This window comes from Martinezella hainanensis, from assembly GCF_900094555.1.
Lineage (GTDB): Bacteria > Pseudomonadota > Alphaproteobacteria > Rhizobiales > Rhizobiaceae > Rhizobium > Rhizobium hainanense.
Map to the genome: position 1 here is coordinate 978,990 of NZ_FMAC01000001.1, position 15,129 is coordinate 994,118.

General features: G+C 59.8%; 14 protein-coding genes. 2 read left to right on the forward strand and 12 right to left on the reverse strand.

Annotated elements, in window-relative coordinates:
• Positions 1-244: 244 nt before the first annotated feature.
• Positions 245-1,030: a glycosyltransferase family 25 protein gene (locus tag GA0061100_RS04755; RefSeq protein WP_075851537.1), complete on the forward strand. Its 786-nt coding sequence runs from the start codon at positions 245-247 to the stop codon at positions 1,028-1,030.
• Positions 1,031-1,040: 10 nt separating this feature from the next.
• Here the strand turns inward: GA0061100_RS04755 and GA0061100_RS04760 are convergent, their stop codons facing one another.
• Positions 1,041-1,862 carry an outer membrane protein gene (locus GA0061100_RS04760; protein WP_075851538.1) on the reverse strand — a complete coding sequence of 274 codons (822 nt, stop codon included), beginning with the start codon at positions 1,860-1,862 and terminating at the stop codon, positions 1,041-1,043.
• Between the two features lie 245 nt (positions 1,863-2,107).
• A complete protein-coding gene (locus GA0061100_RS04765) occupies positions 2,108-2,959 on the reverse strand; it encodes an outer membrane protein (protein ID WP_075851539.1) in 852 nt (283 codons plus the stop codon).
• 320 nt (positions 2,960-3,279) lie between these two features.
• Between GA0061100_RS04765 and GA0061100_RS04770 the strand changes: the two genes are divergently transcribed.
• Positions 3,280-3,840, forward strand: a complete 561-nt coding sequence (locus tag GA0061100_RS04770) for an SH3 domain-containing protein (protein WP_075851540.1) — start codon at positions 3,280-3,282, stop codon at positions 3,838-3,840.
• Between the two features lie 87 nt (positions 3,841-3,927).
• On the opposite strand, the gene glmM is transcribed toward GA0061100_RS04770, so the two are convergent.
• From glmM to tolQ, 10 genes are all read right to left on the reverse strand, one after another.
• Positions 3,928-5,280: a phosphoglucosamine mutase gene (glmM, locus tag GA0061100_RS04775; RefSeq protein WP_075851541.1), complete on the reverse strand. Its 1,353-nt coding sequence runs from the start codon at positions 5,278-5,280 to the stop codon at positions 3,928-3,930.
• Positions 5,281-5,653: 373 nt separating this feature from the next.
• Complete coding sequence (gene ftsH, locus GA0061100_RS04780; RefSeq protein ID WP_075851542.1) at positions 5,654-7,597, reverse strand: ATP-dependent zinc metalloprotease FtsH; 1,944 nt, start codon at positions 7,595-7,597, stop codon at positions 5,654-5,656.
• 116 nt (positions 7,598-7,713) lie between these two features.
• Positions 7,714-9,039 (reverse strand): tRNA lysidine(34) synthetase TilS, encoded by a 1,326-nt coding sequence (gene tilS / locus GA0061100_RS04785; RefSeq protein ID WP_075851543.1) that lies wholly within the window; start codon positions 9,037-9,039, stop codon positions 7,714-7,716.
• Positions 9,040-9,044: 5 nt separating this feature from the next.
• A complete protein-coding gene (ybgF, locus tag GA0061100_RS04790) occupies positions 9,045-10,064 on the reverse strand; it encodes a tol-pal system protein YbgF (protein ID WP_075851544.1) in 1,020 nt (339 codons plus the stop codon).
• 158 nt (positions 10,065-10,222) lie between these two features.
• On the reverse strand, positions 10,223-10,756 hold the full coding sequence (pal, locus tag GA0061100_RS04795; RefSeq protein WP_047629123.1) for a peptidoglycan-associated lipoprotein Pal: 534 nt from the start codon (positions 10,754-10,756) through the stop codon (positions 10,223-10,225).
• A gap of 152 nt (positions 10,757-10,908) precedes the next feature.
• Entirely contained in the window at positions 10,909-12,213 is a 1,305-nt protein-coding gene (gene tolB, locus GA0061100_RS04800) for a Tol-Pal system beta propeller repeat protein TolB (protein ID WP_075851545.1), read from the reverse strand.
• Between the two features lie 20 nt (positions 12,214-12,233).
• Entirely contained in the window at positions 12,234-12,410 is a 177-nt protein-coding gene (locus GA0061100_RS35450; protein ID WP_342194847.1) for a hypothetical protein, read from the reverse strand.
• A gap of 248 nt (positions 12,411-12,658) precedes the next feature.
• On the reverse strand, positions 12,659-13,885 hold the full coding sequence (locus GA0061100_RS04810; protein WP_075851546.1) for a hypothetical protein: 1,227 nt from the start codon (positions 13,883-13,885) through the stop codon (positions 12,659-12,661).
• Positions 13,886-13,894: 9 nt separating this feature from the next.
• A complete protein-coding gene (tolR, locus tag GA0061100_RS04815) occupies positions 13,895-14,356 on the reverse strand; it encodes a protein TolR (RefSeq protein WP_075851547.1) in 462 nt (153 codons plus the stop codon).
• Between the two features lie 26 nt (positions 14,357-14,382).
• Positions 14,383-15,105, reverse strand: coding sequence for a protein TolQ (tolQ, locus tag GA0061100_RS04820; protein ID WP_075851548.1), 723 nt, complete (start codon positions 15,103-15,105; stop codon positions 14,383-14,385).
• Positions 15,106-15,129 lie beyond the last annotated feature (24 nt).

A 15,129-nucleotide genomic window follows, 5' to 3' on the forward strand; every position in this document is an offset into this window, starting at 1 on the left:
AAAGCTCCTCGTTGGGGAGGAGTGTCCCGCCGCCGGATATATTGGAAGCTGCCGAAGAGCGCAATAGCAAAAATTGCAGATGCCCTCATCACGAATTCGTGCGAAAGTTTTGATGGGATGCAAGGCACGCGCAATGGAACTAGGCCAAAATTAGCCTCACAAAAGCTGGTTTCTGTGCCGATGCGTAAACATATAAGGCTCGGTGCCTGCTGATTTGCGCCGATGGAAATGATAAGTGTGCTCGATGTCTCTTACTGCACTCGCCGAAACCTCTTTCACGCCTGCACAGACCATGCAGGTCTATCTTATCAATATCGACCGGGCAGCGGAACGGCTGACGGAGATCCAGCGACAGAGTGATGAGTTCGGCTTTCGATTCGAGCGCGTTGACGGCGTCGACGGCGCCCTCATCCCGCGCGATCAATGGATCGATGTCGACCACGATCGCTTCCAGCGCCGGCACGGCCGCACCATCCTGCCCGGCGAGTATGGCTGCTACCGCAGCCATCTGCTGGCGCTGCAGCGATTTCTGGCGAGCGGCGACGAGATGGCCATCGTCATCGAGGACGATGTTGCCCTCGACACCGAGTTCCTGGCCCGCGCCATGGCGGCAAAGACAGCCGCACCCACGGCCGGCCTGATCAAACTCGTCAATCATCGCTGGAATGGTTTCCGCCCCCTGACGCGCAGCGCGAAGGGAGATATCGTCGGTCGCTGCCTCTTCGGCCCGCAAGGCTCGACAGCCTGCTATCTCGTCACGCGTGAGGCCGCAGAAAAGATCGTAAGATCGCTGGCAATCATGTCGCTGCCCTGGGATGTCGCCGTGGAGCGAGGCTGGGATATGCAGATATCAATCGTCAGCACACGCACGAATATTGCCGGTTTCAGCCGGCTGCAGAGAACGACCATGATCGGCTGGCGTCGAGACTACCGCGCCGCCAAATCCCCCGCCTGGCAGCGCATTCCCGCCCATATCTTCCGAACCCTGGATTTCTTTCGGCGCATCGCCTACGTGCTGGCGACGCCGTAGGCATCGGGCCTCACCAGGTGGTGATCCGCAAGCCGACGCGAATTTCATGGCGCGACAGCGCGCCGTCGCGCCCTGTGGTGCCGCCGGTGCTGGCCGCCGAACCGCCAAACATCTCGCCGCCGGCGATATGGGAGAAGCGATAGCCGAGATCGACCTTGACGTTCGGCGCGACCTCATAGGCGACACCCGCCATCAGGGCATAGGTCAGGCGCCAGTCGCTGTCACCGGAATAGCGTGCGCTGACCGACGCAGCACCGCCGCAGCTCGATGCGCCGTCGGAGCACGAACCGATGGTATTGACGTTGCTCCAGGAAACCCGCGTGGCACCGAGACCGGCACCGACATAGGGTGTGAAACCCGCCAGGGTCCCGAGATCGACATAGCCGTTGACCATCAGGCTCCCGGCCCTGAAGGATGAATGTGCCTTCGTGGAGCAGCCCGTGCCGCCAGGCCCGCCAGAACAAGGCGAATTGCTCGAAATGCGGCCGTCGAAATCACCGCTGAAGAAATCGCCGGCGACATCGGCACGAAACAGATCATTGAACTGATAACCGACACCGAGGCTACCGGAAAAATCGCCGCCAAAGCGCGTCGAATCGAAGCTGTTCGAGCTGTAATCGCTGCTGGCAGGATTATAGGCACGAAATCTCGTATCCGTGCGGCTGGCGTTGACCGTATAGCCAACATCGCCGCGCACATACCATCCCTTGGCATCCTTGACGCTGACCTCCGGCATCTTGATTTCCGGCGGTGTTGCATCGGCCGCAAAGGCAATACCCGCCGATGCGCTTGCCATCGCTGCGGCCAGCGCCAAAGCATCAAAACGGATCATTACCCCTCGCCTTCCATCCTCGGGCTGTGACGCCCGTGCGTCGAATCGGCTGGCCTGCGCTTCCTTGCGATATCCCTCAAAAGAGGACCCGATGTCGGGAAGCCGCCATTCTCATTTCATTAACCATAGGGAATTCATGGTTAATGAAGCTTTAAGGTGGCGGAGAATTACTTAACGGAATGGGAAAAGAAAAAGCCGCCCGAGAGAAACCGGGCGGCTTTTCAGTAACGTGGAATGGATATTGCTCACTTGTAGACAGGCGGCTGAACCGGGATATCGGCCGGCGGCATATAGCTTGCGGTCTGGCAGCCGCCGAAGGTGTAGCGGGCACCGATGCGGGCTTCGTGCAGGTTCAGACCCTTGTCGTAACCCGGACCGCCATTCTCATTGTAACCGAACATGTCGCCGCCCTGGACGTGGCGATAGCGATAGCCGACATCGGCCTTGAGATTACAGGTCAGGTCGATGGCTGTACCGGCCATCAGCGCATAGGTGAAGCGCCAGCTGCCGCGGCCGTTGTGCGTGACCGTTCCGTCGCAGGAATCCGGGTTCGCATCAGAGCAGGAAGTGTTCTTCAGGTTGCTCCACTTGACGTAGGTACCGCCGAGACCACCGCCGACATAGGGGGTGAAGATGCCGTAGGTGCCGAGATCGACATAAGCGTTGGCAAGCAAGCTGTAGGCCGTCAGCGAGGCAAGGTCGCGCGAGGTTGCCGCAGTCGGAGTAAAGCCCGGGCCGCAGGCACCGCAATCGCCCTTCGTGGAGCCCTTGAAGTCGGACTTGAAAAGATAGTCGAGCGTCAAGTCCGTGCGCAGGTAATTGTTGATCTGGTAACCGACACCACCACCGAGCGTGACATTGCCATCGAGCTTCGCGCGATCGAAATCAACGAGGCTGGAGTTGGAGCCCTGGAAGTAGTTGGCACCGCGCAGGTTGGTGAAGGCATAGCCGACATCGCCGCGCAGATACCAGCCGCTGGATTGGGCAACGGTCACTTCCGGCGCCGGCTGGACCGGTTCCGGTGTATAAAGATCAGCAGAAAAGGCCGACGTGCCGACAAGCAAAGTGGCAAGTGCCCCCATCAGGGTTTTCATCATGGCTTTGGCTCCAAATTTCTTGCCCTTGGCACAGCAAATGCTTGCCAATTAAAAAGACATGACAGGGATAATGATGAAAAGGAGTTAAAACCTGATTAACTACGAATATTTACCCTGTTTATTCAGGAATTATACTTTATTTTATATATTAGAGAACGTTGATTTTTAAATAAAGAGAATGGGATACGACTATCTGCTTCCTTCATTTCATCGCAAAAGCGCTGTGTCTGGGCATGAACCGAAGCACGGCTCTCTAAACCAATTGGCAAGAATCGAACCATTACAGTACTTCAGCCGGGAGATAACTCAGGAGGAAGTCGTTGACTTACCGTCGAACAATATTGGCCGGCCTGGGCCTTGCTCTTATCTTCCTGAGCTCCACCGCCCTGGCAGGCGCGATGCCTGTCAAACCGGTAGCCGCCACGGCCACTGCGTGGAACAAGGGGCGCGAGACGGGCTTGCCGATCCCCCGTTATGTTTCGCTCCGAGCCCAAAAGGCGCGCATGCGCGTCGGGCCGTCGACGATCTATGCCACGAAATGGATCTATACAAAGCCGGGTCTTCCCTTGGAAATCATCGACGAATACGGCCATTGGCGACAGGTCCGCGATGATACCGGAGTGACCGGCTGGATGCACAGCGCCTTGCTCTCTGGAACACGTACGGCCGTAATCGCCCCCTGGCTGACGAAGAATGCCATGCTGCGCATCGACCCGAATCTCGCCGCCAGGGCAATCGCGGAACTGCAGCCGCGCGTGCTGGTTTCGCTGCAATCCTGCACTGGAACATGGTGCCGAGTTTCGGTCAGAGAGCATTCCGCCAAAGGCTATGTCAGGCAGGAAAAGCTTTGGGGCGCCTATCCTGGAGAAATGTTCCAGTAGGCTGACCGTCATTCTTGAGCTGCAAACACTATAGCCGCCTCGATGAGGCGGCTATAGTATTATTCCAGAATTACTTCTTTCGTTTGGTCAGGCAGCCGAACGCACGCTCGAAATCACGTCGATCAACCCGCCGACAATACGCTCGATCTGACCACGATCGTCGCCTTCCGCCATGACGCGGATCAAAGGCTCGGTGCCGGATGGGCGGATCACCAGGCGACCGTTACGGGAAAGCTCGCTTTCTGCATCTGCAATTGCCTGTCGCACCTGAATGTCCTCCAGCGGCTTGCCGCCGGAAATACGGACATTGCGCAGCAACTGTGGCACCGGCTCGAAACGGCGACAGACTTCGCTGACCGGCTTGCCCGTACGTTTCACCGCAGCAAGGATCTGCAGCGCAGCAACGAGACCGTCGCCCGTCGTGCCATAGTCGGACAATACGATGTGACCGGACTGCTCGCCGCCGACATTGTAATCATGCTGGCGCATATGCTCGACGACGTACCGATCGCCGACGGCCGTACGCGCAAGCGACATGCCACGATCATCCAGGAAGCGCTCCAGGCCGAGATTTGACATGACCGTCGCAACGATACCGTTGCCGCGCAACGTCTGGCTATCGGCCCAGCTTTCGGCAATGACGGCCATGAGCTGGTCGCCATCGATGATCGTGCCGGTTTCATCCACGATGATGACGCGGTCGGCATCCCCGTCCAGTGCAATGCCGATATCGGCGCGCACTTCGTCCACCTTCTTCTGCAGGGCGATAGGGCTGGTGGAGCCGCAATTCAGATTGATATTCGTGCCGTTCGGTTCGTTGCCGATGGTCACAACATCAGCGCCAAGCTCCCAAAGAGCTGCTGGGGCGACCTTGTAGGCAGCGCCATTGGCGCAATCGATGGCGATCCGCAGTCCCTGCAGCGTCACGTCGCGCGGCAACGTGCGCTTGGCATGCTCGATATAGCGGTCATGCACGCCGTCGATACGCTTGGCGCGGCCGATATTCTCAGACTTGGCAAGATGCTCCGACATGTCCTTGTCGAGCATGTCCTCGATCTTCATTTCCAGATCGTCGGAGAGCTTGTAGCCATCCGGGCCGAAAAGCTTGATGCCGTTGTCTTCATAAGGGTTATGCGAGGCCGAAATCATGACACCGATATCGGCGCGCAGCGAGCGCGTCAGCATGGCGACAGCAGGCGTCGGGATCGGGCCGAGAACGAAGGCATCGACACCGGCCGCGGTGAAGCCCGCCACCATGGCATTTTCCAGCATATAGCCGGAAAGGCGCGTGTCCTTGCCGATGACGACACGATGGCGATGACTGCCTCGATGGAAGATCGTGCCGGCAGCGATACCTACGCGCATGGCAAGATCCGGCGTCATCGGATAGATGTTGGATTGACCGCGAATTCCGTCAGTTCCGAAATAACGACGTTTCATATGCACTCCTGTCGTTGCCGCATCCTCACTGGGACTGCAGCGGCATCGATATCGCCGCTCCAAGGCAAGCGACACTGCAAACATCGATGCTTGTGGCTCATGCCACAGATTGTAAAACTCGGCACTTAAATTACCGAGAACGCCTATTACAACGCGTTACCATTAATAAGCACTAAAAAACTGCACCAGGTCGAGACCGACAATAGTCCAATTCACAGCCTACTGCGTTCGCATTACTTTGCCCGACCCGGCGGTTGCCATAGGCGCCGGTCAACATCAGAAGAGTTACCGCCTTCTGCCATCTCCTAAGCAAAAGGCCAGCCACCTGGAACAGGTGGCTGGCCTCTCAACCAATATTGAATACCTTGAGCCCTTAGCGTGGCTGCGGCTCGAAACCGCCTTCAGGCTCATCACCCTTGGCACCGAGCGAGCCGTCCTTCTTGGTGCCGGTCTTCGGAACGGCCGAACCGCGGCTCGGCGGTGTATCGTCACCGAGATCACGTGCCGGCTTCTCGCCACGAAGCAGGGCCTTGATCTCCTCGCCCGTCAACGTCTCGTATTCAAGCAAGCCTTCGGCGATCGCTACGAAGCCATCGTGATGCTCCGTAAGGATATCCTTGGCCTGTTGATAGGCCTGATCGATCAGACGGCGGACTTCGTTGTCGATCGTCTGCGCGGTCGCCTCGGACACGTTCTTCGACTGCGAAACCGAGTGGCCGAGGAACACTTCCTGCTGGTTCTCGCCGTAGGCGACCTGACCAAGCTGATCGGAGAAGCCCCATTGCGTGACCATGGCGCGGGCAAGCTTGGTAGCTTGCTCGATATCCGAAGATGCACCCGAGGTGATGTTCTCCTTGCCGAAGGTCAATTCTTCGGCAACGCGGCCACCCATCATGATGCAGAGGCGCGACACCATCCACGTATAGCTCATGGAGTAGCGGTCACCTTCCGGCAACTGCATGACCATGCCGAGCGCGCGGCCGCGCGGGATGATCGTCGCCTTGTGCAGCGGATCAGCGACGGCAACCTTCAGCGCCGTGATCGCATGACCGGCTTCGTGATAGGCGGTGAGCTTCTTTTCCGCCTCGGTCATGGCCGAAGAGCGGCGCTCGGCGCCCATCATGATCTTGTCCTTGGCGTCTTCGAATTCCTGCATCGTCACCAGGCGCTTGTTGCGGCGGGCGGCCATGAGGGCGGCTTCGTTGACGAGGTTCATGAGGTCGGCACCGGAGAAGCCTGGCGTACCGCGGGCAAGCGTCTTGAGATCGACGTTCGGAGCCAGCGGCACATTGCGCGCATGAACCTTGAGGATGCGCTCGCGCCCGACGATATCCGGGTTCGGCACGACGACCTGGCGGTCGAAACGACCCGGACGCAGCAGCGCCGGGTCGAGAACGTCGGGACGGTTCGTCGCGGCGATCAGGATGATGCCTTCATTGGCCTCGAAACCGTCCATCTCGACCAGCAACTGGTTGAGCGTCTGTTCGCGTTCGTCGTTACCGCCGCCGAGACCGGCGCCACGATGGCGGCCGACGGCGTCGATTTCGTCGATGAAGATGATGCAGGGCGCATTCTTCTTTGCCTGCTCGAACATGTCGCGGACACGGCTTGCGCCGACGCCGACGAACATTTCGACGAAGTCGGAACCGGAAATGGTGAAGAACGGCACATTGGCTTCGCCGGCGATGGCGCGCGCCAGAAGCGTCTTACCGGTACCGGGAGGGCCAACAAGCAGAACGCCGCGCGGGATACGGCCGCCGAGGCGCTGGAATTTCTGCGGATCGCGCAGGAATTCGACGATTTCTTCCAGATCCTGCTTGGCTTCATCGACACCGGCGACATCATCGAAAGTGACGCGGCCGTGCGCTTCCGTCAAAAGCTTTGCCTTCGACTTGCCAAAGCCCATGGCGCCGCGCGAGCCGCCCTGCATCTGACGCATGAAGAACAGCCAGACGCCGAGAATCAGGAGCATCGGCAGCAGCGTGCCGAGATAGCTCAGGAAGCTCGAGGAACCATCCGATTCCGGACGGGCGACGATGTTGACGTTCTTGGTCTGCAGGCGTTCAAGCAGGCTGTCATCGATGACCGGAGCATAGGTCTGGAAGGGCGTGCCGTTTTCGACATAGCTGCCGACGACGCGGTTGCCCGTGACGGTCACGTCACGAACCCGGCCGGAATCAACTTCCCGAAGGAACTGCGAATACGGTATTTCCCTGGAGCCTGTTTGTGCCGGCGCGTTCTGAAACATGCTGAACAGGGCAATCAATAGCAGAGCTATGATTGCCCACAGAGCGAAATTACGAAAATTAGGGTTCATCGAACTCCCCAGCACTGAAACTTCCGCCGCTTAAGCGACGGCATTACTTGATCCCTAACATAGGGTTGCGCCAAGCCGTTGCCAAGGCAAACCGCATTACCGCATGTTTTTTCCGTCTATAGGACCGAAAGCGGCAGCCGCCTATAGGCTTCGCGTCCAAAAGCGACCGATAGGTGATCGGCAAATGTGAGATCGAATCGTGTCAAAAAGCGGTCGAAGGGCGCAAGATGGGGCCGAAGCGCAACCTTTGTCGTCCCTGCCCCATCTTGCGCCACAACCAATGGCATCGCTGCCCGGGCGCGCTGCACCACACCTTTTGGCAGAGTCTGTGGAAAAATCGCCGCATTTTCCGTTCCGCAGGCACTGATGCAGACGGCCGTCGGGCCGGAATTCTCTATTTCAAAGCGGCCATCCCAATTGCCTTTCTCGCCAGGAGAAACGGAAATTGGAGTGATGTTGCGGCTTTCTCGCATAAGGTAGAGCGCATTGCGGCGCAGGTCGAAGACCACTCCTCCGGCCGTACGCCGGCCCGGATTCGCCCCGTTCACAAATTCGAGAACGCGTTCCATCTGCGCTCGGCCCGGCGCATAGGGTCTGCCGCCGAAGGCGGCGGCTAGATAAGACAGGGCATAGGCAACGACCGCCTCATTGGCCGAGAGAGCGGATCGATCTATGACGCAGAGCGCATTCGCGTGGATTGCGACATGCGCGTCCAGCCATGCGGCCGCTCGCCTGGAAAGTGCGGCACGATCGGCGGCACCATCTGCCGGCGGTTCGGTCGCCGGCTCGCTCGCAAGATTCATGCGCGTGCGTACGCGCTCGTACTTCATGTCTTCGTTGCTCGGGTCATCGAGCCAGGAAACGCCATGCACCGCGAGAAAGGCCCTGATATCCGCCCGCCGACAGGCGAGAAACGGCCTCACGATCCAGATCCGCCCGTCAAACAACACCGCGTCGGCAATACCTGTGCCGTGGCCGTCCTGCCCACGGCGCGCGCTGCGCATGGCCATCGTCTCATGCTGATCATCGAGCGTATGAGCTGTCACGATCACATCGGCTGAGATGTCGGAGGCTAGGTCCGCAAGCAATGCGTAGCGCGCCTCGCGCGCTGCAGCCATGATGCCGGTCTCGGGCTTTTCCCCCTCCCAGCGTCGAACAAAATGGGAAATTCCGCGCGAAGCGCAGAGTGCGGCGACCTCCAGCGCTTCGTCCGCTGCCGCAGCGCGCAATCCATGATCGATGGTTGCCGCGGTAAGGGTAATATCTTCGTGAGGATGAGATTTCAGCCGCTCGGCAAGGGCGATCAAAAGCCCGGTGGAATCGCTGCCGCCCGAAACGGCGACCAGAATATGAGCAGGCTTCGAGAGAGAATGCAGAAATTCGCTTAAGGCGCGTTCAGGCATGAGAGCTGTGGCACCGCCGGTCACAGCGTCACTCGACATGGCAATCAGCAGGCAAGCCGCTTCTCTTCGCTGGCAACCTTGCCAGTCACCGCCTTGGAGGCCTTCGGATAACGCTTGCCCACCTCGCGAAGCGTGGCGCAGGCCGTATCCTTGTTGTCGAGTGCCGCAAGCGACATGCCGAGCTTCAGGAGCATCTCGGGCGCCTTTTCTGACGTGCTATATTTCTGATGCGCATTCAGAAAAGTCTTGGCGGCCTCATTATACTTGCCTTGCGAATAAAGCGCTTCGCCGAGCCAAAAATTCGCGTCCGCAGCCCGCGAACTGCTCGGATAGCTGTCGAGATATTGGCGGAACTCCTGTTCGGCGACGCTATAGTCGCCGGACAGGACGTGGCCATAAGCCGCCCTATATTGATCGTTCTCGCTGCCGAGCGAAGCCGTCTGCGTGCCGGAACCAGCACTTGGCGGCGCACCCGAACCATTGTTGGCCCCCGTTATCGAGGAACCGATCTGGCCGCCGCTCTGGTCGAACTGGATCGAGCCAAGCTCGCTCGGCGGTTTGCCCGAGCCGCCGCCGCGCGGTGAAGCGCCATTGCCATTCTGCGAATCGGTGATAACGCCGGCAACATCGTCCTGCTGACCGCCGCTGCTCTGCGCGGGTACATCGGCTTCGCTCTTCTTCATCGTGCCGCCGGCTGCCGGCGCAGCAGCACCGCCGCCACCGCGCTTTTCAAGCTGCTGGAAGCGGAATTCGTTGTCTTCCTGCGCCTTGCGGATCGTCTCCTGCATCTGAAGCAGCTGATAGCTCATTTCCTCGACGCGGCCGTTCAGCTGGCGCATCTGGTCTTCAAGCTGCTGCAGGCGTACTTCGGCATCGCTGTTTTGAACGTTGATGACCGGCGCCTGGCCGTATTGCGCTTGTCTTTGAGAATTGCCGGAAGTCGATTGCGCGGAGGCATCGCGGCCTCCGAGATGGATTCCAAACAATGACAAGGCAGAAGCATCGCGCTCGCTGCCCACAACGGCAGCGAGACAAAGCATGCTCGCCACGACAAGTTTTCTCATATGGATCTTCCTGTCCTATTGATTCTTCGGGCCGGAGGGCTCGAACAGGAGATTTTTACAATTACTCTCAAAAAGCAACGGAGTTCGGCCAAAGTGTGGTCAAAAAAGTAAAGGCGGCCACGAGGCCGCCTTTTGCATTTCGATCAGTCTTTCGACTATCAGGAACCGGCGCCGTTGAGCACGGTGACAGCGCGGCGGTTCTGCGACCAGCAGGACTCGTTGTCGCAGGTAGCGACCGGGCGTTCCTTGCCGTAGGAAATCGTCTTCATGCGGTTCGCGGGAACGCCGCGCGAAGCGAGGTAGCTTTTCGCTGCTGCAGCGCGGCGCGCGCCGAGAGCAAGGTTGTACTCGCGAGTACCGGTCTCGTCGGCATGACCTTCGACCGTGATGGAATAGTTCGGATAGCGAGCGAGCCACTGGGCCTGACGATCGAGCGTCTGTGCTGCCTCGGAGCTGATGGAGGAACTGTCGACAACGAAGAAAACGCGGTCGCCGACATTGACCGTGAAGTCCTGCGGCGAGCCTGGAGTAGCATTGCCGGCACCGTTCAGGCCAAGACCGTTGGCATCGTTCGGCAGCCCCTTCTTGGAAGCGCAGCCAGCCAGAGAAAGGCCAACGAAAAGCGCGATCATGATCGGGTTGCGGGCGAGGTTTTGCATATGGCCAACGGCCGGGGTTGCGATGCGGCTCATAGCCGGTCTCTCCTTAAGTCTCTATCAGGGTTGCCAGACTGTAACCGGGTTCGGTTAATCCGCTTCCAACAAGTATGGTTAATGATGTCCTAAAATTGTCGCCAAACGGTCCAGTCACAGGACTTTGCGGCGATAAAGTGGCAAGCCCTTCATTACTCGAGAAGCGGCGACCATGCGGGGTCCGAAGCGAAGCCCGGCGTCGGAATCTTCTGTTCGTTATAGCCGGTCAGGTCGATCGAATAGATTTGCGGTCCGCTCGCACCGGACGGCGCACGGAAGAACATGATGACGCGGCCGTTCGGCGCCCAGGTCGGCCCCTCACTGTAAGAGCCGGAGGTCAGGATCCGCTCGCCGGAACCGTCCGGCTTCATGACGCCGATGGAAAAATTGCCGCCGGCCCGCTTGGTGAAGGCGATCAGATCGCCGCGCGGCGACCAGACCGGCGTGGAGTAGGAGCCGTTACCGAACGAGATGCGACGCTGGTTTGAGCCGTCGGCATTCATCACATAAATCTGCGGCTGGCCACCGCGGTCGCTTTCGAAGGCAACCTGCGTACCATCAGGCGAATAGGACGGCGAGGTGTCGATCGCAGCGGTCGAGGTCAGGCGCGTCGTGGTGCGCGAGCGCAGGTCCATCGTGTAGATATTGGCATTGCCTTCCTGCTGAAGGCTCATGATCACACGCTGCCCGTCCGGCGAGAAGCGCGGCGAGAAGGTCATGCCGGGGAAATTGCCGACCAGTTCGCGCTGGCCCGTCTGCAGCTGCAACAGGTAGACGCGCGGCTGCTGGTTGGCGAAGGACATGTAGGTCACTTCCTGCCGGTTGGGCGAGAAGCGCGGCGTCAGCACGAGGTCGCTGCCGTCGGTCAGCATGCGTACATTGGCGCCGTCCTGATCCATGATGCCGAGCTGCGTCTTGCGCGCCGTCTTCGGGCCGCTTTCCGCGACGAAGACGACACGGGTATCGAAATAGCCCTTCTCGCCGGTGATCTTTTCATAGATCGCGTCTGCGATGATATGCGCGACGCGGCGCCAGTTGTCCGGCTGCGCATAGAACTGCTGGCCGATCATCTGGCTGTTGCCGAACGTATCCCACAGGCGGAATTCGGCGCGAAGGCGGCCGCCTTCCTGGGTCACGCGGCCGGTCACCAGCGCTTGCGCATTGATCGACGTCCAGTCCTGGAACCGCGGGGTCGAGTCCGGATTGGTGATCTTCTCGATGAAGGCCTGCTTGTTGATCGGAGCGAACAATCCGGAGCGCTGCAGGTCGGCGGAGATCACGCTCGAAATCTGCGGACCGAGCGTATCGTTCGACAGAAGGTCGGTGATGGCGATCGGCATGGGCTGGACATTGCCCTTGTTGATGTTGAGCTCGACCACGGCATAGGCCGGGGTGGATGCCACAGCCATCAGGCCTGCTAGCACCAGCAGGAGACGGACGAGGGAGTTTCTGATCATATGTATCAAGCCTTTCAGCATTAATTCGCTGGATCACTGGCATCGAAGTTAATCGTCACTTCTTTCCAGTCGTCATATTGATCTATTGGCAGGTTATTGAACGGAGCAGCCCGAAGCACGGCTCGCATCGCGGCAGCAGCCATGGCTTGCTGCGTTGCCTTGGGACCGCCGGTCACGGTAACCTTCGGCTCGCCCACGATTTCTCCGCTTCGGCTGAGCCTGAGATGCACCCGGACGCGGACATCTCTCGCTCCCTCGAGCCCCGGAGGAAAGTTCCAATACTTCGCGACGTCCTCGCGGATGTGGTCCCCAGTCGAATTTCCAGGCTGCTGCTTAACGCTTGCAGCCTGCACCGACACGGAACCAGCCAACATCATCCCTAGGGCAAGAAGCAAGCTCATGCCGATACGGGGACAGTGGTTCGTCAAAAGCCGCGCTCCCCGCATCACATCCCCAGATCCGCTGCACTGAAATTGACGACGACTTCCTGCCAGTCCTCATATTTGTCCGCCGGAAGAATCGTCATGAACTCCGATTGCGCCCGAAGGACCGCGCGTACAGCGGCGGACTGCATGGCACCTTGTGTCGAAGCCGGTCCACCGTTCGTCGTCGCTTCCGGCTGACCGACGATCTGCCCGGACTTGTCGAGCTTGAAGTGCACCTTGATTCGCACGTCGCCGGCGCCTTCAAGACCGGGCGGGAGATTCCAGTACTTCTGGATCAGATCACGCAAACCGTCCTGCTGGCTCTGGCTGAGCTTGCCGGCACCGAGCGACTTCATCCCACCACGCGAGGCGACCTGCGTGTCGGCGCCGGCAGAGGCCTGCTGGGACGAACGCTTCGCGCCGCCCTTCGACGAGGTGTTGTTTAGAAGGTCGTTGATCTGATCGGCAAGACCATCGTCGAGGCCCTTGCTAGAGGCCTTTGGAGTCTGACGCTTCTTGTCGGCATCCTTCTTGCCGTCATCGGCCGAGGTGGTCTTGCTCGTGCTCTGCGTCGTCGTCTTGTCGGTCGGCTTGGCGTCTGCCACCTTCATATCCGGCTTCGGCGTCGGCTTGGTCTCGGGCTTCTGTTCGACGGCCTTCGGCGGCGTCGGCTGCGGCTTCACATCCGGTACGGGAACATTGTTCGGCACCGGGATTTCGGCCTGCTCGGTCGGCTGCTGCGTGGGCGGCGGTGTCGGCGTTGCATCGGCCTTCGGCGTCGGCGGTGTGGGATCGGGCTTCGGCGTCGGCGTCACATCCGGCTTCTGCTGCGGAATGGCCGCCACTTCCTTGGGCGCAGCCTCCGTTTCCTTCTGCTCTATGGTCTTGACGTCGTTCGGCCGCGGATCATCCTGCGGAACCGGGGCATCCACCTTCTTCGGCGCCAATGCCGCGGTATCACTTTCCGGCCGCTGCGTGGGGATGACCGGATTTTTGATATCGACCTTGTTCTCGCCGACATTCTGGGCGTTAGCGACCTGGTCTTGCTTCGTCGTCTGCTTGCGCGAGACGTGGTCCGTCACCGGCGCCTTCTTCTCGCCCTGCTGCAACTGATCCGCCTGCACGATATCGACATCCATCGCCGTGCTTTCCGGCGTCTCCAAAGGCGCCGGCGCACTCAGTGTCACCATGGCGCCGATCAGCACCAGGATGTGAATGACAGCAGATGTAGCAATACTGCGCTTCATGTCGGTTCGTCAGTGATCCGTTGTCTGCTGCTGCGTAACCAGACCGATATTCTTGTAACCGGCTTCCTGAATGCGCGACATGACGTCGGCGATGACGCCATAGGGTGCCTTGCCGTCGCCACGCACGAAAATGCGTTCACTGTAGCCGGTGGTGGCGATCGCCTTCAGCTTGTCCGCGATTTCGGTGGTCTGAATTTGCGACTCGCCGATGAACACCTGGCCATCGGCCTTGATCGAAATGGTGATCGGCTGGGTCTGGGCGTTGAGCGCGCCTGCCTGCGTCTGCGGCAGGTCGATCGGAACGCCCGACGTCATCATCGGTGCCGCCACCATGAAGATGATGAGCAGCACGAGCATGACGTCGACGAGCGGCGTCACGTTAATATCGGCGATCGGGCCGCCACGGCCTCCGCCGCGACGACCGCCCCGGCGGCCACCGCCGCCACCCTTGCCTCCAACAGACATTGCCATGTGAATACTCCGGTTCTGTCCGCGACTTACTGTGCTGCCTGACGCGGCTGCAGCTTCTCATCGATCTGGCGCGAAAGGATGGCGGAGAATTCATCCGCGAAGCCTTCCATGCGACCCGAGAGCTTGCCGGCATCGGCCGAGAACTTGTTGTAGGCGATAACCGCGGGAATAGCGGCGACCAGACCGATGGCGGTCGCAAGCAGCGCTTCGGCGATACCCGGAGCAACGACTGCAAGGTTCGTCGACTTCGAACCGGCGATCGCCTGGAACGAGGTCATGATACCGACGACGGTACCGAAGAGGCCGATGAACGGACCGGCCGAACCGATGGTCGCGAGCGAGCCGAGACGGGCGATCAGATGCTCCGATTCGCGCGCCAGCGTCACGTCCATGGCGCGGTCGATACGCATCTGCAGGCCGATCGGCGAGCGGGCGCCGCGCTCGAACGACTTCTTCCATTCGCGCATGGCCGCGACGAAGATGGCGCTGAGGCCCGTATTGTTACGCTCCGAAAGCGTGCGGTAGAGCTCCTCGAGCGACTGGCCAGACCAGAAGACCTGTTCGAAGTGATCGAACTGCCGGCGTGCCCGCGCGTAGCTCAGATATTTGTCGATGACGATCGCCCAGGTCCATACGGACGCTGCCAGCAGGCCGATCATGACGAGCTTGACGACCAAGCCTGCCTGCATGAAGAGCGACCAGAGGGTGATGTCCGGTGTGGTGGCCGCTGCCAATGCTACTTGTTCCATTGATCCAAAATCCCCGAATCCAAA